The organism is Hylemonella gracilis ATCC 19624 (genome assembly GCF_000211835.1).
Taxonomy (GTDB): Bacteria; Pseudomonadota; Gammaproteobacteria; order Burkholderiales; family Burkholderiaceae_C; genus Hylemonella; species Hylemonella gracilis.
The window spans coordinates 1-22,331 of the sequence record NZ_AEGR01000054.1; the positions used below are offsets into that span (position 1 = coordinate 1).

At 66.1% G+C, this 22,331-nt stretch carries 11 protein-coding genes and 1 riboswitch; of the genes, 5 read left to right on the forward strand and 6 right to left on the reverse strand.

Going from position 1 to position 22,331, the window contains the following annotated elements; translation table 11 throughout:
• The 4 genes from HGR_RS07870 to HGR_RS07885 form a co-directional block, all read right to left on the reverse strand.
• A partial coding sequence (locus tag HGR_RS07870) for a two-partner secretion domain-containing protein (protein WP_006297650.1) occupies nt 1-5,620 on the reverse strand: 5,620 nt, incomplete at its 3' end.
• Nucleotides 5,608-7,215, reverse strand: a complete 1,608-nt coding sequence (locus HGR_RS07875; RefSeq protein WP_006297651.1) for a ShlB/FhaC/HecB family hemolysin secretion/activation protein — start codon at nt 7,213-7,215, stop codon at nt 5,608-5,610. The genes HGR_RS07875 and HGR_RS07870, both read right to left, overlap by 13 nt.
• 257 nt (nt 7,216-7,472) lie before the next feature.
• A riboswitch (cyclic di-GMP riboswitch) is annotated at nt 7,473-7,557 on the reverse strand.
• Between the two features lie 79 nt (nt 7,558-7,636).
• Nucleotides 7,637-10,624 (reverse strand): hypothetical protein, encoded by a 2,988-nt coding sequence (locus tag HGR_RS17545; protein WP_006297652.1) that lies wholly within the window; start codon nt 10,622-10,624, stop codon nt 7,637-7,639.
• Between the two features lie 25 nt (nt 10,625-10,649).
• A complete protein-coding gene (locus tag HGR_RS07885; RefSeq protein ID WP_006297653.1) occupies nt 10,650-11,423 on the reverse strand; it encodes an IclR family transcriptional regulator domain-containing protein in 774 nt (257 codons plus the stop codon).
• Nucleotides 11,424-11,672: 249 nt separating this feature from the next.
• Here HGR_RS07885 and pobA point away from each other — a divergent pair, with 249 nt between their 5' ends.
• Both pobA and HGR_RS07895 read left to right on the forward strand, forming a co-directional pair.
• Complete coding sequence (gene pobA, locus HGR_RS07890; protein ID WP_006297654.1) at nt 11,673-12,881, forward strand: 4-hydroxybenzoate 3-monooxygenase; 1,209 nt, start codon at nt 11,673-11,675, stop codon at nt 12,879-12,881.
• Nucleotides 12,882-13,091: 210 nt separating this feature from the next.
• Nucleotides 13,092-13,553: an Lrp/AsnC family transcriptional regulator gene (locus HGR_RS07895; RefSeq protein ID WP_039852927.1), complete on the forward strand. Its 462-nt coding sequence runs from the start codon at nt 13,092-13,094 to the stop codon at nt 13,551-13,553.
• Between the two features lie 108 nt (nt 13,554-13,661).
• On the opposite strand, the gene HGR_RS07900 is transcribed toward HGR_RS07895, so the two are convergent.
• Entirely contained in the window at nt 13,662-16,106 is a 2,445-nt protein-coding gene (locus tag HGR_RS07900; RefSeq protein ID WP_006297656.1) for a YgiQ family radical SAM protein, read from the reverse strand.
• 181 nt (nt 16,107-16,287) lie between these two features.
• Nucleotides 16,288-19,344, reverse strand: a complete 3,057-nt coding sequence (locus HGR_RS16820) for a bifunctional diguanylate cyclase/phosphodiesterase (protein WP_006297657.1) — start codon at nt 19,342-19,344, stop codon at nt 16,288-16,290.
• 111 nt (nt 19,345-19,455) lie between these two features.
• Between HGR_RS16820 and HGR_RS07910 the strand changes: the two genes are divergently transcribed.
• Genes HGR_RS07910 through HGR_RS07920 form a run of 3 tightly spaced genes read left to right on the forward strand, consistent with a single transcriptional unit; the run spans nt 19,456 to nt 22,308 of the window.
• Nucleotides 19,456-21,045, forward strand: a complete 1,590-nt coding sequence (locus HGR_RS07910) for an EAL domain-containing protein (protein ID WP_006297658.1) — start codon at nt 19,456-19,458, stop codon at nt 21,043-21,045.
• 4 nt (nt 21,046-21,049) lie between these two features.
• Nucleotides 21,050-21,685 carry a chromate transporter gene (locus HGR_RS07915; protein WP_006297659.1) on the forward strand — a complete coding sequence of 212 codons (636 nt, stop codon included), beginning with the start codon at nt 21,050-21,052 and terminating at the stop codon, nt 21,683-21,685.
• Nucleotides 21,685-22,308: a chromate transporter gene (locus HGR_RS07920; protein WP_006297660.1), complete on the forward strand. Its 624-nt coding sequence runs from the start codon at nt 21,685-21,687 to the stop codon at nt 22,306-22,308. Before HGR_RS07915 ends, HGR_RS07920 begins: the two co-directional genes overlap by 1 nt.
• Nucleotides 22,309-22,331 lie beyond the last annotated feature (23 nt).

Consider the following 22,331-nt stretch of genomic DNA (forward strand, 5'->3'; position numbering starts at 1 on the left):
CCGCCATAGGGGCTTGTGTGGCGGCTGCCACGGCCATGTTGCGGTTGGTTTCGTAGTCCTTCAGCGCTGCCTTAGCCAGTTCACCACTGTCCACCCGCTTCTTGGCTTCGTCGTAGGCTTCTTCAGCTTTCGCGGCGGCCTCCACGGCCTCCTTGGCCGCCTTCACCGCCATGGCCGTGTCCATGTAAGCGTTACGCACCCCCACCGTGGTGGTGGTGGTCTCCACCTCCTTGCGCGTCTCCGTGCTGGTCGTGTCTTGCTTGCCCGTGATGTTGACGCTTCCACCGGCCTGCACGATGGCTTGGCCATCCACATCGACCTTGCTCGCCACGATGTTCACGTCCTGCGTGGCCAGCACCGCCAGGTTGCCCACGTTCAGCGTCGTGCCCTTGTGCGTGGTGCTGGTGGTGGTCGTGGTCTCGGTGGTCTTGACCTCCTTCATGCCGCCCAGCGACACCTCGTCCTTGTTGAGCTTGCCGCCCACGCCACCGATCGTGTGCTCGCTGTGGCTGGTTTCGCTGGTGCTCGTTTCCGCCGCTGCCTCCAGCGTCACGTTGGCCGCCGAGAGGATGGCCGTGCCCTCGGTGCTCACCTCCGCACCGATCAGCATGACGTTGTTCTGGGCCGCCAGCACCAGCTGCTCACCCGCGTTCAGGGTGCTGCTCTGCTGCGTGACTGTCGTGGTTTTCTGGCTGCTGCTCTCGCCCAGCTTGATCTCTGGCGCCTTCATGTCCAGGGTCTGCGCCAGCGCGCCCGCCGCCACCGCGAAGCCCTTCATCAGGTCCGCCGCCACGCCCCGGTAGCCTTCCGATTTCTCGTTCCAGCTCTCGCTCTTGAGCGCCAGCGTGTCCACGATCAGGTTCTCGGGCGTGCCCTCCCCGTTCACCGCCACGAAGCTGCCGTCGGCCTGCTGCTGCACGGCCACGTCGCCGATGGCCAGGGTCTCCTCGGCGTTCAGGTTGGAGGCCGTGATCTGCACATTGCCCGTGGCCAGCACCTTGATGTTGGCGGCGTTCAGCTCGGTCGCCACCGCCGTCTGTTCCATCGAACCCTTGTCCTGGCTCTTGACTTTGAAGGTGCTCTTCGTCACCTTGGTATCGCGCTCGTACTCCTGGTCGATGCCCGCCGTCAGCGCGATGTTCTCGGCCTGCAGGGTGATGTCTTGCTCGGCGTCCAGCGTGGAGGCGTGGATGTGCAGCAGCCCGCCCGACTGGATCTGGATGTTCTCGCCGCTGAGGGTGTTGCCCACGTTGGAGAGGGTTTCCTCGGTGCTCGTCTTGGTGGTCTTCTTCTTGTTGAACGTACCGCCAGAAGTGCTAGTGGTCTTCTCGTAGCTGTAGTCGCGCTCGGTGGCGGCGAGCAGCAGCACGTCGCCGTCGGCGGCCAGGGACAGGGTGTCGCCCGCTTGCACCGTGGAGGCCGTGGACACCAGGTCTCCGCCGCTGCGGATGCTCAGGTTGCCCCCGGCATCCAGCTCATTGCCCACCACGGTGGTGCTGGATTGCTCGTAACGACGACCCAGCGTCTGCGACTCGTTCGTGACGGCAGCCAAGGTCACATTCCCCCTCGCGGACAGCGCCATGTCGCCATCGGCCTGGAAGCTCGTGCCTTCGCTGAGCAGATTGCCACCGGCTTTGATGGTCAGGTTGCCACCGGCTTGCAGCTGGTTGGTGAGATGCTCGGTTTCGGTGGTGGTCCGCCCCCCACTGGAGGTTTGCGTGGTTTGCGCCACAGCAACCAGCATCACGTTACCCTGCGCGGCGAGGGTCATGTCGCCGCCGGCATTGAAGGATGTGTTTTCGCTGCGCAGGTCACCTCCAACCTGAACGCTCAGACCCTCCTCGGCCTCCAGGCTCGCGCCAGTGAAACGCGCATCCCCGGCGACGTCCATGCTGACCGAGCCGCCACTGATGGTGGCCTGCTGCCCCACCAGCAACGCGTCCACCACGGTTTCGACCACCAGGTCACCGCCCACCTTCAGGCCCAGGCCACCCTGGGCCGTGATGGCGCCGCTCAGGTTGTAGAGGTCGCCACCCGTTTCGATGGACAGTGCGTCACCCGACTGGATGGTGCCGCTGTTGCTCAGCCCCCCCGCCACGTTCAGCGACATGCTTCCGCCCGAGGCCAGCAAGGAGCCGTCCGAGCGCAACACGATGTTGTCGTTGTGGCCCAGATAGACCTTGGGCACCAGGGCGGTCTGCACGCCAAACGCCGTCTCGAAGCTTTCCAGCACCATCCAGACGATGGGTTCCTGCAACTGGGCAATCTGCTGAGGCGTCAGGGCCACGCCGGGTGACAAGCTGAGCGCCTGGGTCTGCTCCAGCGCGTTCTCCATCAGGCCAACGTACTGCTTTTCCAGGTTGTCGTAACCGTCCAGGTACTGGAAGCCGGTCTGGCTCAGCAACTGGTCACGCACCAGGCGCTGCTCCACGAAACCATCGCCCAGGCGCTTGGGGGTCTCGGCGAAGTCATAGTCCAGCTTGTCCAGGATGTAGTCGGACGAGATGAAGGTCTTGTAGCTGGTCAGGCGCGGGTCGGTCTCGACCAGGTAGGGATGGTTGGGCGAGTTGGAGGGTTTGACCAAGGCCGAACTGGGCAGTTGGTAGCCGTCCTGGCCCAGGATCAAATCGGGTAGCGTGGCGTCCCGGTCGGGGCCTTGATGGGCTGCTGCCTGGCTTTGGGCCAAGGCATCCACTGGACTGCCATTCTTCAGTTCAACGAACTCACCCGTGAGGTTCCTGTTGGCTGAGAAGGTTGAGCTGGCAAGCCTGACCGTCGTTTTGCTCGTCTTGTCGTAGTCAAAAGTGTATTGCGGGGTGCACCAAAAAAAATTATCGTTGGCACCGTCACGCCCACAAACCCGTAAAAAGCCCGTCAAAATATCTTGCCCGTCGTGAACCGTGGTGTTGTCAACCGTATAGTCTTGATTGCGCGGCGACTTTGCCTTCACGAACAGGTCATTCCCTGCGCTGATCGTTGAGTAGACGTTGTCCAGTGTGTCATGCACATTAAGTGTCATATCCCCACCAGACAAGATTCGACCTTGAGGGCTGTCGACCGCCACGACGTGATTGGTAACAGTCTCTGTATAACTACGTAAACCGCTGCGATAGTCATCCGTCACATCAAGCTCAATATCGTTGTACTGTCTCACCGTAACAACTGCGCTAACCTCAAACACCTCCCGCTCGTTGCGCAGCGTCCCCGCCTCAATCCGCAAATTCCCCTCCGCCTCGATCGTGGCTGAGGCATTGCGCAAGGTCTCCGTCACCCGGATGTCCGCATCCCCCAAAGCCAGCAGCACCGCGCCCGAGGTGTTGTTCAGGTTGCGCGCCTGCAGCGTCATGTCCTGCGCGACCAGCGCGCCCTTGTTCTCCAGGGTGCCGCCCGTGGTGAGCTGCAACGCACCTTCCGCGAACATCAGGCCGTCCTTGGTATTGCTGACGGAGCCCGCCGTGACCGTGATGTCCGTCGCCTGAACGCCGCCTGCGTTCGTGAGCAGGCCCGTGGCCGTGAGGTTCAGTTGCTCATCGGCCAGCAGCACGGCGTTCGCGCTGTTGGTGAGGGTCACGGCGCTCAGGCTGGCGTTGCGCCCGCCGATCAGGCCGGTGTTGTTCAGTGCCTGATGGCCCTGCACGGTGAGTTGGCCGTCGATGGCCTGCATCAACCCGTTCTGGTTGATGTCGCCTTGCGCCGTCAGGCTCAGGTTCTGGCTGGCCGTGACGGCGCCTTGGTTGCTGACCGCACCGGCGCTGTTGATTTGCAAGTCCCTGTCCGCATAGACCAGGGCATTGGCAGCGTTGCTGATTGAGCCCGCCGTGATGTTGGCGTTGTTGGCCTGCACATTGCCTTCGTTGTTGAGCGCACCGGCGGTGGTGAGGCTCAGCGTGTCCTCGGCCAGCAAGGTGGCTGCGCTGCTGTTGTGCACGCTGGCGGCCGTCGCAACGACATTGCGGCCGCCGGTCGTGCCGGTGTTGTCCAGCGCAGCGTCGGTGTGCAGCGTCAGCGTTCCTTCGTTGGCCTGCGTCGTACCGGCCAAGGTGAGTGCGCCTGTCGCGCTCAGGCTCAGGTTCTGCACGGCCGCGATCTGGCCTTCGTTGACCAGGGTGCCCGCGCTGCTGATGCTCAGCGCCTGATCCCCCGCCACGGTGCCGCTGGCCGCGTTGTTGAATTGGCCCGCCGTCACCGTGGCACTGCCCGCTTGCACCCGGCCCGCGTTCGCGAACTGCTGGGCCGTGGTGATGGCCAACGCCTGCTGTGCCAGCAGCACGGCGTTCGCCGCGTTGTCGACGGAGGCTGCATTGATGTTGGCATTTCCCGCCTGCACGCGGCCTGCGTTGCTCAGGGCCTGCGAGCTTGTGATGTCCAGTTGCTGGCTGGTAGCGATCAGACCGGTCTGGGCATTGCGCAGGGTCTCGGCCTGGATGCGCGCGTTCGCGGCTTGCACCTGCCCCGCGTTGTCCAACTGCCGCGCGGCGCTGAGGTCCAAGCGCTGTTCGGCCGCAAGCACGGCGCTGGCGGCGTTTTGAATGGCATCGGCGGAGACGTTGACGTTCTTGCCGCTGACCGTGCCGGTGTTGTCCAGCACATCGCGGGTCTGGATCGTCAGTTGCCCTTGCGTGGCCTGCACCAGACCGGAATGGGTGATGCGCCCATCCGCCGCGAGCGTGAAGTCTTTGTCCGCGATCATCTGGCCCTGGCTGTTGACACCAAAGCCTTTTTCCGTGCCCACGATGCGGATCACATTGGCGTACATGCCGCCGATGGCCGCCACGTCCAGCGCCACGCCCGTGGTGTTGGAGTCTCCCCCCGCCAAGGGGGTCGCCGCCAGCGTGGCGTGGTCCACCACATTGCGTCCCGTCACCAGGTTGAGCTGCTGAGCCCAGAGCTGCCCGTTGATGCGGATGGTGCGGGAGAGCAGGTCCAGCTGGTCCACGTTGGAGGCATTCAGGCCCTGGCCTTCGATGGCGATCTGCCCGCCATCGACCCGGAACCCCGTGAGGCCGCCGTTGGCACCGAACTGCGCCGTGCCCGTGGTCAGCGTGCTGCGCGAGGTGTTGATGAAACCGCAGCCATTGCAGCTGATGCCGTTGGGGTTGGCCAGGATGAACTCGGCACGCTGGCCCGCGATCTCGGTGTAGCCGCGCAAGGCGCTGGGGTTGGCGCTGGTGACTTCGTTGAGGATGATGCGCGCGGCCTGGCCCTTGAGCGCCGCGTTGCCGTCGATGTAGCCCGCCAACTGCGTCTGGGTGATGGCCGTGCTGTTGTTCAGGATCAAGCCCTTGGGGCCGACGTTGAACTGGTTGTACTGGTTGCGCGACACCCCATCCTTGCTGGCCTGGTTGATGTTGACCACCGTGGTGTTGTTCTGGCTCTGGGTGATCTGCGGCGCGTGCGGGCTGTTCGCGGCAGCCTCCACGCCCGCCGCCTGCGCCAGCACCACACCCGGATAGCACAGGTAGGACAGCAGCACGCCCGCCGCGATGCGCTTGCGCTGCGCCGCGGTGAAGCCGAGGCGGCGGTCCTGCCCCGCCTCATTGCGACGATCCATGTGCCGGTCTTGCTTCAACCCTTGCTGCATGATCTTCCCCTTGTGCATGTTCAGATTCAGATGTGCCATGTCAGTGCGAAGCCTCCCGTCAGGCCTTCGTCCTTGAATGAATCCGGCGCGTGCAAGCCATGCGCCACGAAAGCTTCGTATTGAATCGGTCCCTGCCGACCGCGCCACCCCACGGCGCCACCGGCCAGCCAGCGGCCGTCGTAAGACTCGGTGCCCAGGCCGGAGACGCCGCCCACATCGATGGCCACGAAGACGTCCTGCCCGCGCCACCAGGTGTGGCCCAGCTCATTGCGGCTGAGCCAGCCGCGTTGCCCGCCCAGGCTGTTTTCCCCGCCATAGCCCCGCACCGTTTGCCGCCCCCCCACACTGAACCAATCCAGGCTGTAGAGCGGTGTGTTGCTCCACTGCACCCGGTTCTGCGACGACAGCCAGACCGGCTGGCGCATCGAGGGAAAAGACTGATTGAGGCCAACGGACGCCTGCACCAGGCTGTACGTGGGGCCCGGCGCATCGGGGCCGTCCAGGCCGGACTCGGCGTCGAAGATGCGCAGGCCCTGCTTGCCGGTGAGCGACAGGTTCAGGCTGCCGGTATCCAGGTAGTGGCGATGGCGCACGCCCAACTGCAGCTGCGAGAGACGCCGCTGCTGCACCATGATCTCCGAGTCTTCGATGTAGCTGTGGCGGCGGCGCACGCCCAGGCCCGCGAACAGATCGGTCTTGAGCCGGTTGTCGCGCTGCACGGTGCGGGTGGCGTCGAGCTGAACGTCATGGCCATCCCCGCTGCTCATGAATTCGAGCACGTCGCCTTCCACCTGCTGGTGGTAGCTGAACTTGTTGTAGCTGGCCTCGATCAGCCAGTAGCCCCAGGGCAGGCCGTAGTAGACGTTGTGGCTGCGGGTGCCTTGCTGGGCGTCGTAGTCGGAAGAGCGGTTCAAACCGATCTGGATCTGGTCCTGCAGACCCAGCGGGTTGTCCCAGCCCGCCTGGGCGGACCACTGGTTCTTGCCCGTGGCATCACCGCCGCTGTCGTCCAGCGTCACGCTCAAGCTCCAGGGCCGCGTGGTGGTGACGGACACCTCCACGTCGCTGTAGCCCTCGTTCTCCGAGGGCTTGATTTGCATCTGCACGTCCTGCGAGGCCAGACGCTTCATTTGCTCCAGACCTTGCTCCAGGTCACGCAGGTTGAGCACATCCCCCTTGCGCGCGGGAAAGGCGGTGCGCCAACTGCCCCGGTAGTCCTGGGGCAGACGGATCTGGTTCAGATAGCCGGGAAAGAAATGCAGTACCAAGGTGCCGCTCTTGAGGTCTTGCTCGGGAAAGGCCAGGCGGGAGGTGACGTAACCGCGCGCGAGCAGGCTGCCATTGAGGCTCTTCAGCAGCTGCGCCAGGCCTTGCTGGCCCAGGCAACGGCCTTGCCATGCACTCACTTCGTCTTGCAGCCAGCCAAAACCCGAGGGCATGTCACCTTCCAAGCGGATGTGGTCAAGCTGAAAGCAGAAGTCTTCGGCCGGTGCCGTCGCGTCGGGCGAAGCCTCGGGCGAGGGCAGCTCAAAACGGAAATCCGGCCGCTGCTCGCGGCGCTGCTGTTCCTGCGTCTCGCGCTGCTGGCGGCGCAGCCATTCGTCTTGAATGACCGCATCCACCGGCTGAGCCATCACGCCCCCGCATCCCCATGCGAATGCAACGGTCAGTGCCAAACGTCCTTTTTTCACGCGCCTCACCACGCCTTCCGCTGTTCCCGACTCTTGGCACGGCCTGCAAGTCCTCAGTCGGAGATTGCAAACGCACGCGCCAAGGCTGACCTTTTTGTTGGCGCAAGGAACACCGCAGACAGGGAAGGAGGTTTTGGGCGCGCAAGTCGCGCACCCCATGCAGACAGAGGATGGCGCCAGCACCGGCGCTTTCATCACTGTCTGGCAACCCCGCTGTCGTGTCGTCTGGACGTAGACCGGTAGCTTTGCGACCCTGGCTTTCGCGCAGGTGTGCCTTGCCTCATGAATGAGAACTGATCTTAACTAGCTCTGATCAGCAAACGCGGGAGTGCAGATTTTGAAAGGTAACGAGCCGTTTCCAACGTTAGAACGCCCTTCCCACCGTCAGGTAGCCATGCGTCTCCTGCGGCCCATCCAATCCCTTGGCAATGCCCAAGCGCATCTGCAGCCCCATCACGTAGAGCAGCTTGACCTCCCCCAGCAGTTCTACGCCCACCCCGCGCCAGTAGCGTGAGGGCGCGTCCTCGTCCCTACCCCAGGCACCCCCGACGTCGTAGAACACGCTGGCCGACAGGCGGTTGATGCCCACGGGCGGCACCATGAAGTGGCGGTCGATGTCGGCCAGGGGCGTGCGCCATTCGAGGCTGGCGACGCGCGCGTTGACGCCTTGCAGCTCGGGTTCGTCACCGCTGTAGCCGCGCAGTGCGAGGGTGCGGTTGCCGAGCTGGGTGCCGAGTTGCAGGTGCTCGTCGGTCGCGCCGCCGAGTTGGAAGGCTTCGGTCCGTCCCTGGGCGCGCGCCTCCGTGTAGCGCAGCCCGAGCACGGTGCGCCCCAGGGGCACGAAGCCGCGCAGGTCGGCACGCAGCACAGCGCCGTCGTAGTCCTGGTCCGGGGGCAGGTCGTCGCCGTCCTCGCCCTTGAAAGGGGCGTAGCTTTCGTAGAGGAGCCGGGCATTCAGGCCGCGGTTCGTTCCCTCGCTGTTCCAGTTGGCGCCCCGGCTGTCGTAGTCGACCAAGGCGGCGGCCAGGCGGGTGTCTTCCAGTCGGCGCGTGCTCTCGCTGGCCACGTCCACCCATTCGCTGCGCTCCAGCGCCGCGCCCAGGCCCAGGGTGAAGCGCTGATCAAGACGGGGCCACAGGGCCGTGCTCAGCCATTGCCCCTGGGTGTCGCGCTTGTAGGCGGTGGTTTCTGGGTCATTGCGTTGGCCCGTCCAAGCGCGTGCATCGACACTGCGGCTGAGCGACAGGTGGTGCTGGCCGCGGTACAGGTATTCCAGGCTGCCCACCGCCTCGTTCTGCGTGGTTTCCGCCGCCAGCAGGGCGGCGTACTGGTGCCAGCCCAGGGCGTCGGCACCGCTGGTCTGCACGCCCACGGTGAAGAGGCCGTGGTCAGACCAAAGGGCGGGCCACCACCAGCGCGGGACCATGGAGCGCCAGGCGGCATAGGGTTGATCCAGGCCCAGAGGAGCCTGGGTCTCCCTGGGTTCCTGGGGCTCGGGAATCGGGGACGGCACCCTTTGCGGCACCGCTTGCGGCTCCACGGGCAGGTCCACGCGCGCTGGTGCGAAGGTGTCACCGGACATGCGGCTCAAGGCGTAGCCCCCAGGAACGATCGTCACCAGCCCGAAGCTGCCGTCGGCGGCAAGTCCTGATTGGGCCGTCACGCCGGTGTAGGCATGGCTCAGGCGCTGCAAGCTCGCTCCCTTCAGCCGCCACACGTTGGGCACCCCGTCCTCGGCCAACACCATCGTGAGACCTTCGCGGTCCTGGCTCAGACCATGGATGGGCCGGTCACGGCGCAACACGGTCCGCGGCGGGTCTTGGGGACGCGCCAGATCGAACTGCACGATGCGCCAATCTGGGCCAGGATGCGCACCCCGGCGCTGCACGTCATCAGCGCCTTGGTGGGCGACCACGCTGACGAGGTCTTGGTCTGCGGCCAGGTCGCTCAAGTCCACGCCCCCGGGCGGCGTGTAGATCACGCGCTCGTGCCCGCCTTGGGCGTCCAGCCACACCAGGCGCGTGGCGCCCGCCTCCTGCTTGAGGGCCACGATGCCCGCCTGCGCGCCCTGCCCCGCGTACACGGCACGGCGCAGGCGCGCGCAATGGGTCAGTCTCTTTAGGCCCCCCTCGTGCACGGCGTAGAGGTCGTAAGCCAGCGTCCAGGCATCGCACAGATCAGGCTGGGCAACGAGCACGCGGCCATCCGGCGCGGCCGTCACGCGCGCCATGGCCTGGACCTCGGCCAGTTCACTGTGGTGGCCATCGGCCGCGAAGCGCAACAACCGAGGTTTCAGCAGACCGTCATCAAGCACGGCCAGCAAAGATCCATCCGCCTGCATGGCGACCGAGGGGATGCGAAACAACGGCGCGGCCAGAACCGCGCCCACCGCTTCGGGCTGGCGCTGGATGGCGAGGGCGCGCACGTCCACACGGGCACTCAGGTCCGCCAGGAACTCCTCCCACAAGACGTCCAGCGTCTTGCCCGTGATGGCCTGTGGATTGCTGTGCAAGCGCGGCCACAGGGGCGGATTGCCGCTGTACCGCGTGACCCAGTGCCGGGGCGCGTCGGCGCCATAACGGCGGGCCAGGAAGTCGTAGAAATAGGCGCCATAGAGGTACTGCTTGGACAGCGGCAGTGCGCGCCCGTCGGCGTTGAGCTCGGACAGACCGATGAAACCCCGCGCCCGTTCGGCACGCAGCCAGGCCTCATAGCCGGGGGAATGCAGGCGGCCCCAACCGGACCACGCGCCATCCACCGGCCCTAGCCCGTCCCCTGGCTGCCCCGGCCCGCCTGCGGGGCTGAGGCGTTCACTCTCCACCTGCACGGCCAAGCCTTCCAGCGCCCACGACGGGTTGAACAGGTTGGGAATGAAGTAGGGCACGTTGCCGAAAATCTGCTGGGCTTGCGCGGGCAAGGCCCGCACCTGGTCCAGGTGCACGGCGTGGGTCAACTCATGCACCAGCAGCAAATCCAGCCAAGCGCTGTTCTCCAACAACTCACCGTCGTCCGGCGGCGGGAGCATGACGCCCAACAGGCTGTACGGCAAGGGCGTGGCGTAGCCATTGGCCAGGTCGGTCTCGCTGATCACCACGATCTCGGTGCGTCCGCGCAAGCGCCACTGCAAGGCCTCAACCACCCTCGTGTAGGCGCGCTCGGCCGCGCGGGCAACGGCCTCGGCCTGGGTGCGCTGGCTGGCCCGGTAATGGATGCGGAAGTTCGCGCTGTCGGCGGTGCGCCATTCGACCCGGGGGTCCGGGCTCTGCGCCAGAGCCAGGCCCGTGACGCAACAACACAGCACAACCAGGCGCAGTACGCCCAGGCGGCCCAGGCGGGGCAGAACATCCCTCATGCACACGCTCCCTTGCACACACACCTCACAACAGCGGACGCACCGCCGCCGCCGTTTCCCAGAGCAAGGGTAGCAAATCACGCTTCAGTTCATCGGTCGACAGGCGCGAGGTCTCGGCCACGACGTTCAAGGCTGCCACGGTGCGTCCCTGGTTGTCGCGCAGGGGCACGGCCAGGGCGTGCACGCCGAGTTCGTGTTCCTCGCTGCTGAGGCAGTAGTCCTGCTTGCGCGCCTGCTCGATCACGGCGCGCAGAGCGCGCGGTTCGGTCAAGGTGTGGGCAGTCAGCCGTGCCAGTTGCCGGCCCTTGAGCCAGTCGCCGAACTCCGGCTTGGGCAAGGCCGCCAGCAACACCTTGCCGGTCGACGTGGCGTGGGCCGGCAGACGCGCGCCGAGGTGCAGGCCATAAGGCAACACGGTGGACGGCGCGCCCGCGTGCACCGGGCTGCTGCGCGCCACGATGACCACCTCGTCACCGCCCAGCACCACGGCCGAAAACGACTCCCCGGTGCGCAGGGCCAGGCGCTCCAGCGGTGCCTGCAGCACGCGCGGCAGGCGTGATGAAGCGAGATAACTGCCTGAGAACCGCAACACCTTGCTGGCCAGCCAGAACCAGGAACCGTCGCTCTCCAGATACCCCAGGTGCGCCAGCGTGAGCAGGTGCCGCCGCGCCGCAGCGCGGGTGATGCCCGCGCGCTGCGCGGCCAGCGTGGCGTTCAGGCGCTGGCGCTCGGTGTCGAAACTCTCCAGCACGGCCAGGCCCTTGGCCACGCCCTCGATCAAATCGGCCTTGGCGATCATCGGTACCTCCTCCATGCATTCCTTGCGCGATCATCGCGCAGTGGTGGCGATTGTCGCGCAAAGCTCTCCACCCCAGCGTGTTTCCTCGCTCGCGGGCCGCTACGCTGCACGGAGCTTGAGGCTGTGGGGCAAAGGCGCAGCGAAATAAAGGAGGAGCCAAGGCGTAAGCCTTGGCGGGGGACATTCGCGGAGCCTTTACCCCACAGCCTCAAGCGATGAAGCGATGAAGCATTGGAACAGGAGACCCGCATGAACTACCCCACCCGCACCCAAGTCGCCATCATCGGCGCCGGCCCCTCCGGCCTGCTGCTGGGCGCGCTGCTGCACAAGGCCGGCATCGACGCCGTGATCGTGGAACGCCAGAGTGGCGACTACGTGCTGGGCCGCATCCGCGCCGGCGTGCTGGAGCAGGTCACCATGGACCTGATGGACGAGATCGGCGTCGGCGCGCGCATGCACAAGGAAGGCCTGGTGCACGGCGGCTTCGACATGCTGTTCCAAGGGCAGCGCCACCGCATCGACATGAACCGGCTCACGGGCGGCAAGAACGTCATGGTCTACGGCCAGACCGAGGTCACGCGCGACCTGATGGACGCGCGCAAGCAAGCGGGTCTGACTACCATCTACGAAGCGGCGAACGTCGCCATCCATGACTTCGGCGCGGGCAAGCCGCGCGTCACCTTCGAGAAGGATGGCAAGTCCCACGAACTCCAATGTGACTTCATCGCGGGCTGCGACGGTTTCCACGGGGTTTGCCGCGACACCGTGAAGAAGAGCGCCTTCGCGTCAGCGATCCGCGAGTACGAGAAGGTCTACAACTTTGGCTGGCTGGGCGTGCTGTCCGACACGCCACCGGTGCACCACGAACTGATCTATGTGAACAGCGAACGCGGCTTCGCGTTGTGCTCGCAGCGCAGCAACACGCGCAGCCGCTATTACCTGCAGGTGCCGCTGACGGACAAGGTGGAGCAATGGAGCGACCAGGCCTTCTGGGACGAGCTCAAATTGCGTCTGGACCCAGAGGCACGCGAGCATCTGGTCACCGGCCCCAGCATCGAAAAAAGCATCGCCCCGCTGCGCAGTTTCGTGACGGAACCGCTGCGCTTTGGTCGACTCTTCCTGTCGGGCGACGCGGGCCACATCGTGCCCCCCACCGGGGCCAAGGGCCTGAACCTGGCCGCCACCGACGTGAAGTACCTCAGCGCCGCGCTGATCGAGTTCTACCAGGACAAGAGCGAAGCCGGCATCGACCACTATTCCGAGCGCTGCCTCAAGCGCATCTGGCGGGCCGAGCGTTTCTCGTGGTGGTTCACCACCCTGATGCACCGCTTCCCCGAGAACGGCGAGATCGGCCAGAAACTGCAAGAAGCCGAGCTGGATTACATCGTTCACTCCGAAACCGGCGCGCGCTCGGTGGCCGAGAACTACGTCGGCCTGCCGCTGGATTTCGGCACCTGAGTCGCCACAACCTGCGTCCAGGCTGGGGCACGCGACCGGATTCCTCCGGGGCACGCCCCACTGGGGGTATGCCAGACACGCCGAGCCCGTTGTCGGGGCCCGGCCCGGGTTTGATCTGCATCAAAAGGCTGCGTGGCAGGCCACGGCAGCGTGCTCTGGGGCACCCGGAAGAGAGGCAATCCATCCCATAATTTGTCGATGAGCAAGAAACTGGACGCCATCGACCGGCGACTGCTGGCCCTGCTGCAGGAGAACGCGGAAACCCCGCTGGCCACGCTGGCGGAAGCCGTGAACCTCTCCACCTCCCCTTGCTGGCGGCGGGTGCAGGCCCTGCGCGAACGCGGCTACATCACGCGCCACGTCGCCCTGGCGGACCGTGGCAAGCTCAATCTGGGCGTGACGGTGTTCGTCTCGGTCAAGACCAGCCAGCACAACCCGGCTTGGCTTGAACAGTTCCGCGAGGCGGTGCGCCAGATCCCGGAAGTGCTGGAACTCTACCGCATGAGCGGCGAGGTGGACTACCTGCTGCGTGTCGTGGTGCCGGACATCGCGGCCTACGACGGGGTGTACCAGCGTCTGATCCGCTCGGTGGCACTGAGCGACGTGAGCAGCAGTTTCGCGATGGAAGAACTGAAGTTCACCACCGCCCTGCCCTTGGACTACGCAAGTTGAACTGAGCTGGGCGACTGGCCCCGCAGCCGCTTCTAGATCTCCGAATCCTCAAGCGCCCACTGGCCTGTCGGCCCCTGCATGGCACACGGCACGGCATGGCGAAAAGCGTCAGCCGCGCCGCCCCTTGCGGGCCGCACCCGTCTCGCGCGGCGGCAGGCCCATGTGCTGGGTCAGCAAGCGGCCCTTGGGTGGCGTCACCGCAGACCGGGGCGCGCCCGCACCCGCGGAAGGCCCTGTGGTTCGCGCCGCGGCCGCCGTCTTGCCTGGCGGGGTGCTGTTCTTGCGCCGCGCGCTCTGGTAGCCGCCGTCAGTCAGCGGCTGGAAGGTGGGTATCAGATGATGCTTGCCGTTGCCGATCAAGTCGGCTCGGCCCATGGCCTTGAGCGCCTCGCGCAGCATGGGCCAATTGTTCGGGTCGTGGTATCGCAAGAAGGCCTTGTGCAAGCGGCGGCGTTTCTCGCCGCGCACGATGTCCACCTTCTCGGTACGCCCGTCTTCGCCCACGTCGCGGTGGATGCCCTTGAGGCTGTTCAGGCCCGTGTGGTACATGGTCGTGGCCGTGGCCATCGGGCTGGGGTAGAAGGTCTGCACCTGGTCGGCGCGAAAACCATTCTTCTTCAGCCAAATGGCGAGGTTCATCATGTCCTCGTCGCTGGTCCCAGGGTGCGCGGCGATGAAGTAGGGAATGAGGTACTGCTTCTTGCCCGCCTCCTCGCTGTACTTCTCGAACATCTGCTTGAAGCGGTCGTAGCTGCCGATGCCCGGCTTCATCATCTTGGACAGCGGGCCACCTTCGGTGTGTTCGGGCGCGATCTTCAGGTAGCCGCCCACATGGTGCTGCACCAGCTCCTTTACGTACTCGGGGCTCTTGACCGCCAGGTCGTAGCGCAGGCCGGAACCAATGAGGATCTTTTTCACGCCCTTGAGCGCACGCGCGCGGCGATAGATCTTGATCAGCGCTGAGTGGTCGGTGTTGAGGTTCTGGCAGATGCCCGGATAGACGCAGCTGGGCTTGCGGCAGGCGGCCTCGATCTCCGGCGACTTGCAGCCGATGCGGTACATGTTGGCGGTCGGTCCGCCCAAGTCGCTGATGACGCCGGTGAAGCCCTTGACCTTGTCGCGGATGTCCTCGACCTCCTGAATGATCGAATCTTCCGAGCGGCTCTGGATGATGCGCCCCTCGTGCTCGGTGATGCTGCAGAAGGTGCAACCGCCGAAACAACCGCGCATGATGTTCACGCTGAAGCGGATCATCTCCCAGGCCGGGATCTTGGTCGCGCCATCGTGGGAGCCGTTTTCATCCGCGTAGCTCGGGTGCGGGCTGCGCGCGTAATGCAAGCCAAACACATGGTCCATTTCCGCCGTGGTCAGCGGAATGGGCGGCGGGTTGATCCAGACGTCGCGGGCGGTCGTGCCCTCACCATGGGCCTGCACCAGCGCACGGGCGTTGCCGGGGTTGGTCTCCAGGTGCAGCACGCGGTTGGCGTGGGCATAAAGCACCGGGTCGGACTTGACTTGCTCGTAGCTGGGCAAGCGGATCACGGTGCGCGCGCGTGGCAGGCGCTTGATGCTGCCCCGGCCCTGCAAGGCCGGGTTGGCCATGAAGGTGATGGGTTGCACGGCCGGCATGACCGCGGCCTCGGCGCTGCCGCCAATGTCTCTGGCCGTGCCGCTACCGGTGCCGCGACCCTCCTCGCCATCCGCCTTGCTGCAGCTCTGCCCCTGGGCGGCGGCCTGCTCGGCCGTGGTCATGTAGGGGTTGATGTGCTCTTCAACGTGCCCAGGCGTGTCCACCTCGGTGGAATCGATCTCGAACCAAGGGTCATCGCCCGGCGGACTCTCGCGCCGCACGAACGCGGTGCCGCGCACGTCGGTGATCTCGTGCACCGGCTCCTTGGCGGCGATGCGGTGCGCCACCTCGACCAGGGCGCGCTCGGCGTTGCCGTAGAGCAGCAGGTCGCACTTGCTGTCGACCACGATGCTGCGGCGCACCTTGTCGCTCCAGTAGTCGTAATGCGCGATGCGGCGCAGCGAGCCCTCGATGCCGCCCAGCACGATGGGCACCTCGGGATAGGCCTCACGGCAGCGCTGGCTGTAGACAATGGCCGCGCGGTCGGGACGCTTGCCGCCCACGTCGCCCGGGGTGTAGGCGTCGTCGCTGCGGATCTTGCGGTCCGCCGTGTAGCGGTTGATCATGGAATCCATGTTGCCCGCCGTCACGCCCCAGAACAGATTGGGCTTGCCCAGCACCTTGAAGGGCTCGGCGCTCTGCCAATCGGGCTGGGCGATGATGCCGACGCGGAAGCCCTGGGCCTCCAACACGCGCCCGACCACGGCCATGCCAAAACTCGGGTGGTCGACGTAGGCGTCGCCCGTGACCAGGATCACGTCGCAACTGTCCCAGCCCAGGCGCTCCATCTCGGCACGGCTCATGGGCAGGAAAGGCGCTGCACCGCCAAACCGTTCAGCAAAGCGCTTGGCCCAGTAGGGCCGGTAGCTCGTCAGTGGCTTGGCAGCGCGAGGAAAGAAGGAAACGTCGGGATAGGCTTGCATGGGATCGTGGCAGGCCGCCCGGGCTAGGGCGGACCAAACCGCCGATTGTCCCGGATTTGCGCGGATCATGTGCCCAAGGCCCTGCGCACGACCCGGCCTAATGCTTGGCACAGGCCCCCATGATGGCGCACCCATTGACATGCTGGATGCCCCCTCTTTGGGGCGGTGGCGCCCCCGGGTCTCAGACGGGGTCGGAGGCAGGATGTGACTGCGGCACCCGCGCCAGCGCCGGATGGTCGGCTCGCGGGCAGTCCAGGTGGTAGCCCTGAACCAGGTCGACGCCCAGGGCGCGCACCATGTCCAGCGTCTGCTGGTCCTCCACGAACTCCGCCACCGTGCGCTTGCCCAGTGCTCGGGCCACGTCCACGATGGCGCGCACGAAGATCTGGTTGTCGCCGTCCTTGGGCAGGTCCCGTATGAAGAGGCCGTCGATCTTGAGCAGATCGACTTTGAGGTGTTTGAGGTAGGCGAAGGACGCGAAGCCCGCGCCGAAGTCGTCCAGGCAGGTCTGGCACCCCGTCTGGCGCAAGGCCTCGATGAAGCATTCGGCGTCCTGGAGGTCGGACACGGCGGAGGTTTCCGTCAGCTCGACGAGCAGGCGCGAGGGCTGCACGCCGTGGATGCGCAGCATCTCGGCGATGTAGTTCGGAAAGCTGTTCTGGTCAAAGGAGCGGCCGGAGATGTTGACCGCCAGCGGCGGCATGTCCGGATTCGCCGCCAGTTGCTCGATGCTGGCGCGGACCACCCAGCGGTCAATGTCCAAGATCTTGCCGCTCTTCTCCGCATGGGGTATGAACTGCCCCGGCATGATGAGCTGCAACGGATCGTCCACGTCCACCATGCGGATCAACACCTCCAAGTGGGATACTGTGCCGTCGCCAGCGTGGTACACGCCCTGGTAATGCAGGCGGAACAGCCCCTGTTCCAGCGCCCTGGCGATGCGGTCGTTCCAGCCCAGGCGGGTGATCATCTTGCGGGAACTGTCACGGCCGGGCTCGTACAGCCTCCACGCGTTCTTGCCGCTTTCCTTGGCCTGGTACATGGCGGTGTCCGCATGCGCCACCAGCTCTTCCGCGCTCACCGAGCCATGGGGATACAGCGCGATGCCCAGGCTCGACGTCAGGCGCAGGTTTTGTCCGTCGAGGCGGAACGGGATCAGCGCGATGGCGCGCACGATGCGTTCGGCGAGTTGCTCGGCTTCCTCCTGCCGCGCGTCGGGCATCAGCACGGCGAACTCGTCACCGCCCAGACGGCACAACAACTCGTTGCGCCGCGTGAGGGCACCGACCTCCGAGGCCACGCGGATCAGCACGGCGTCTCCGGCGCGATGGCCGAAGGTGTCGTTGATGTGCTTGAACTCGTCCAGGTCAAAAAACAGCAGCGCGCCATGCCGATGCCGCCGTTGCGATTCCTGGATGAAGCGCGCCAGCTCGTCCTCGAAGCGGCGTCGGTTGAACAGGCCCGTCAAGGCGTCGCGTTCGGCCAGGTACACCAGTTGCTCGGCGGTCTGCCGTTCCCGCGTCACGTCCTCGTGGATCCAAAGCTGGCCGATGAAGCGCCCCTCGGCGTCGCGCACCGGGTAGGCGGTCTGAACAATCACTCGGCCATCGGCCGTGGCGATTTCGTGGGTGGTCGTGGTTTCGTGGGTGCCCAGCACCTCGCGCAGATGGCTGGCGAAATGCTCGGGCTGCACGATCTCCACACCTGAATCGGCCAGCACCTCCCCCACGGCACGACCCACCAGGTTGACGTGTTCGTCCATCCGCCAGATGCGCAGGAAGGTGCGATTGCAGTATTGGACCTGCCGGTCCGCCGTCACGAACAGAATGCCCAGGTCCATCGCGCCCAGCAGCGCCAGCAGGCGCGCGTGTTCTTCCTCGAGCCCGGTCAGGTAGCGGCGGCGCGCGGCCTCCCCCGCGCGCAGCTCGAGCACCATGCCATCGAAAGCACGGGCCAAGCGGCCCAGTTCGTCCGAACCGTTCAGGGCGATGGGCGCGGGCATGCGGCCCTGCCCCAACTCGTCGACCGCCACCGTCAGGCGCTGCAGCGGTTGGGTCACGATGCGGCGGATCAGCACGCGCATGAACCCAAGGGCGGGCAGCAAGCCCAACAGCCCGATGAGGAAGACCAAGGCCGCACCCCAGCGCAGCACCTGGTCCACCTGGGACTGGGGCAAGAGCTGCACCCAACGCCAGTCCGGCCCCTTGATGCGGGACCAGGCCACCCAATAGGCTTCGTGACCGTTCTCACCCCGCGTCGCCCCGATGCGCCGCGCGCCGCCGGTCGCACGACCCAGCGCTTCCTCGGCGGAGATCAAGGCGTGCACCTCGGCCAGCAGCGGATCGCCCAGGCTGGCGATGGCGAGTTGACCATCGGCCTGCACGATGTGGTTCTGCAGATCGGGGTGGGCGATGAGGTGGCCATCGGCGCTCAGGATCATTTGCAGGCCACCCTCGGCGCTGCGCCCGCGCACGGCATCGATCAGGGTCTGGACCACGATGTCGTGCCCGACGGTGCCAACCCAGGCGCCGCGCCAGTCCAGGGGTTGTATGACCGAGACCATCCAGGCCTGGGCCTGCTCGTCGAAATAGACCGGCGTCCAGAACAGCTTGCGCTGAGGATTGTTCTCGGGGCGCGAGCCCGTCATCGTCGGGTAGTTGGCATTGGTGGCGTCGGCGTGCGCGGCGCCGCCCCAATCCCGGCCCCGGGCATAGACCATCAGGCCGTTCTCCACGAAATCCATGTAGGCGGAAAAAAACGGCGGGGCCAGCGCGGGCCCCCGCTCACGCAGCAATTGATAACTGGCGACGGCGCGCAGGCGCATGGAATCGCTCGGGCCGCGCGGGCCGGGGTTCAGGTACAGCGTGGGCGCGCTTTCCGTGTCCACCCGCTCGGCACGCAGGCGCCATACACCGTCCCAGTCACGGGCGAACAAGGCGTCAAAACGCCGGCGGGCCTCGGCCGGGTCCTGTTGCTCCAGTCGCAGGAGCAACTCTTCCTGCAAGCGCAACACGCTGTTCTGGGCCTGCAAGAAGACCGCCGCACCGGCCTCGGCGCGCAACTCCGCCGTCTGCCGCGCCAGGATGGGCGCCAAACGCGACGCCGCCCAGCTCATCGCTGCGTAGCCCAGCACCGCCAGCAAAAGCAGCAAGGCGACGATCAACCCGCCCATGGTCCAGGACAGCTGACGCGTGACGGAAACCCGGCGCGACACGGGTCGAGAAGCGATGCGGAACATGGGTTTTCATTACAACATAGCGGGTCACTTTCGAGGGTCCTCGACGCCCCAGACGTTGCCTCCATGCGTCACCGCGCGGGTAAGATCGATCACCCTATTGCCGCCGACCTTATGCGCAAATCGCTGATCCTCGCCAGTGTGCTGGGTTTCACCGCCTTGACGGCGCCCATTGCCGCGTCCTTGTACTGGGCATCGCACGAGGCGCTGCGCGCGGAATTGGACTACGCGGGCTCGCTGGCGGATGAAATGCTGCGTCGCTCCGCCGCCGCGCGGCAGCAGATTTACCTCGCCCTGGACACTTTGCGCGGGGCTGCGCGCGCTGATTGTTCGCAGGCCACGCTGGCGCTGATGCGCGAGCTGAGCATGGGACTGAGTTACCTCAAGGACGTCGGGGCGGTGCGGGAGGGGCGCTTGGTCTGCTCCTCCATGGGCCAGTACAAGAACGGCATCGCCTTGGGACCGAGCGATGTTCAAGTGTCCAGCGGCGTCAAGGTCTGGCGTGACGTGGTGCTGCCCTATGCGCCCGGGCTGCACCTCAATGTCTTCGAGCGTGATGGCTGGATGGTGGCGGTGCACCCCGATTTCGTCTTTGACCTGGCCTTGCACGACCAGGAAACAACGGTGGCGGTCTTGATCGGTTCTCCTGCGCTGATTCTTCAGTCGCGCGGCCCCATCGACCCGGCCCAGCTGATGAGCGACCCGGCCCTGGCCGCTGGCCACGCTGAGCTGCCGGATCACCTGCTGGTGCGACGCCACTCCGCCCAGAACAACCTGACCGCGCTGGTGGCGATCTCGCGCGCGGGCTTGCGCGAGCGCGTGCAGCGCCAGGCCTTGATCCTTCTACCGCTGGGTGCGGTGGCGGGCCTGTTGCTGGTGGCTGCCGTTGCCCTCGCCACGCACCGCCGCCTGAGCCTGCCCGGCGAGATCCGCCTGGGCCTCAAACGACGGGAGTTTCACCTGCACTATCAGCCGGTGGTCGATTTGCGAACCGGCCGTTGCATCGGCGCCGAGGCCCTGCTGCGCTGGCGCCGACCCGAGGGCCTGCCCATGTCACCGGATCTGTTCATTCCCGCGGCCGAACGCAGCGGAATGATCCGCGCCATCACGGCCCACGTCATCGACAACGCGCTGCGAGACCTACCCGCCCTGCTGGCCCTGCAACCCGATTTTCATCTCGGCATCAATTTCTCAGCCCAGGATCTCGAAGCCGATGGCTCGATCACCCAATTGCTGCGGGGCCTGCGCGCGATGAAGGCCCCCGCGGGCAGCCTGGTGGTGGAGATCACCGAGCGCAACGTCACCGACGCCAAGGCGGCGGCCAAGCAAATCGCCCGCCTGCACGATCACGGCGTGCAAGTGGCGGTGGACGATTTCGGCACTGGGCATTCCAGCCTGTCGGTCCTGGCGGGCCTGGAACTGGACATCCTGAAGATCGACAAGTCCTTCGTCGACGCGATCGACGCGCAGGCGGCGGCCAGCATGGTGCTGCCGCACATCATCGACATGGCCAAGGCCCTGAGCCTGTTCATGATCGCCGAAGGGGTCGAAACCGAAACCCAGGCGGATTACCTGCGCGAGCGCGGCGTTCAGCTCGCGCAAGGCTGGCTCTACGGCAAGCCCATGCCGCTGGAGGATCTGCTGGATTTGCTGCGCACCCAAGGCCGGGCCTGGGCGACCCGTGGCCGGAGCATGCCCGTCTGACCCCATGACCGCACCGCACGACTCCGTGTCCGCCAGCCCGGACACCACCGCCCTCCTGGCGCCACGTTCATGCGCGGATCTTTTCGTGTCCTTCACCGTGTTGGCCCTGCAGGGCTTTGGCGGGGTGGCGGCCGTCGCGCAACGCGAACTGGTGGAGCGCAAGCGTTGGATGACCAACCCGCAATTCGTTGAAGAATGGGCCGTGGCACAGATCATGCCCGGGCCCAACATCGTGAACCTCGCGCTGATGCTGGGCGCGCGTCACTTCGGCCTGCGTGGCGCGCTGTCGGCGCTGGCCGGCATGCTGAGCGCGCCACTGCTGGTGCTGCTGGTTCTGGCGTGGCTGCACGCCCAGTACGCAAGCCACCCCGCGGTGGCGGGCGCACTGCGGGGCATGGGCGCGGTGGCGGCCGGCCTGGTCATGGGCACGGGCCTGAAACTGCTGGCTTCGCTCAAGGGCAATCCGCTGCATCCAGCGCAGCGCCTGCTGCTGGGCGCGGCCTGCTTTGTCGCCATCGCCTGGCTGAGGTGGCCCCTGGTGTGGGTGCTGCTGGGGCTGGGCGGCCTGGGCTGGGCGCTGGCCTGGTCAGGTCTGGCCCGGCGCGAGTTGTCGGCCGCAAGCGCCAAGAGAGCACGGTGATGAACACCCTGGCCACGCCCCTGCTTTCGCTCGCCCTCATGGACTGGCTGCAGCTCGTGCTGCATTTCGCCCTGCTCTCGCTGCTGGCCGTGGGCGGCGCCATCACCACCACGCCAGACATGCACCGCTTTCTGGTCACCGAGCAGGGTTGGCTGAGCGAAACACAGTTCAACGCGTCCATTGCGATCGCCCAGGCGGCGCCCGGTCCGAACGTGCTCTTCATTGCCCTGCTGGGCTGGAATGTCGGGCTCAACCACGGCGCGGGAGGTGGCGCGATGGCATGGGGACTGCTCGGTGCCCTCGCGTGCCTGGTCAGCGTGCTGCTGCCGAGTTCCACCCTGGTCTACCTGACCGCACGCTGGAGCCATGCTCACCGAGAGCGACGCGCCGTGCGCGCCTTCAAACAAGGACTGGCGCCCGTGGTCGTGGCCTTGCTGATCTCCACGGGCTGGATTCTGGCCGGCTCTCAGGCCGGAGAACTCACCGACGTGGGATCAACCGTGCACGAGGCCGGACCGTTCTGGCTGCTGACGGCAAGCACCGCCGTGCTGGTGTGGCGCACGCGGCTGCACCTGCTGTGGCTGCTGGGCGCGGGCGCACTGGTGGGCGTTTGGCTGGCCTGAGGCCGGGCCGCTGCCACGGACGG

What these genes read in the sequence shown, in the direction of transcription:
- HGR_RS07910 (WP_006297658.1), top strand. Translation starts at nt 19,456, where the DNA reads ATGCGCAAATCGCTGATCCTCGCCAGTGTGCTGGGTTTCACCGCCTTG.
- pobA (WP_006297654.1), top strand. Translation starts at nt 11,673, where the DNA reads ATGAACTACCCCACCCGCACCCAAGTCGCCATCATCGGCGCCGGCCCC.
- HGR_RS17545 (WP_006297652.1), bottom strand. Translation starts at nt 10,624, where the DNA reads ATGAGGGATGTTCTGCCCCGCCTGGGCCGCCTGGGCGTACTGCGCCTG.
- HGR_RS07915 (WP_006297659.1), top strand. Translation starts at nt 21,050, where the DNA reads ATGACCGCACCGCACGACTCCGTGTCCGCCAGCCCGGACACCACCGCC.
- HGR_RS16820 (WP_006297657.1), bottom strand. Translation starts at nt 19,344, where the DNA reads ATGTTCCGCATCGCTTCTCGACCCGTGTCGCGCCGGGTTTCCGTCACG.
- HGR_RS07885 (WP_006297653.1), bottom strand. Translation starts at nt 11,423, where the DNA reads ATGATCGCCAAGGCCGATTTGATCGAGGGCGTGGCCAAGGGCCTGGCC.
- HGR_RS07920 (WP_006297660.1), top strand. Translation starts at nt 21,685, where the DNA reads ATGAACACCCTGGCCACGCCCCTGCTTTCGCTCGCCCTCATGGACTGG.
- HGR_RS07900 (WP_006297656.1), bottom strand. Translation starts at nt 16,106, where the DNA reads ATGCAAGCCTATCCCGACGTTTCCTTCTTTCCTCGCGCTGCCAAGCCA.
- HGR_RS07875 (WP_006297651.1), bottom strand. Translation starts at nt 7,215, where the DNA reads ATGGCTCAGCCGGTGGATGCGGTCATTCAAGACGAATGGCTGCGCCGC.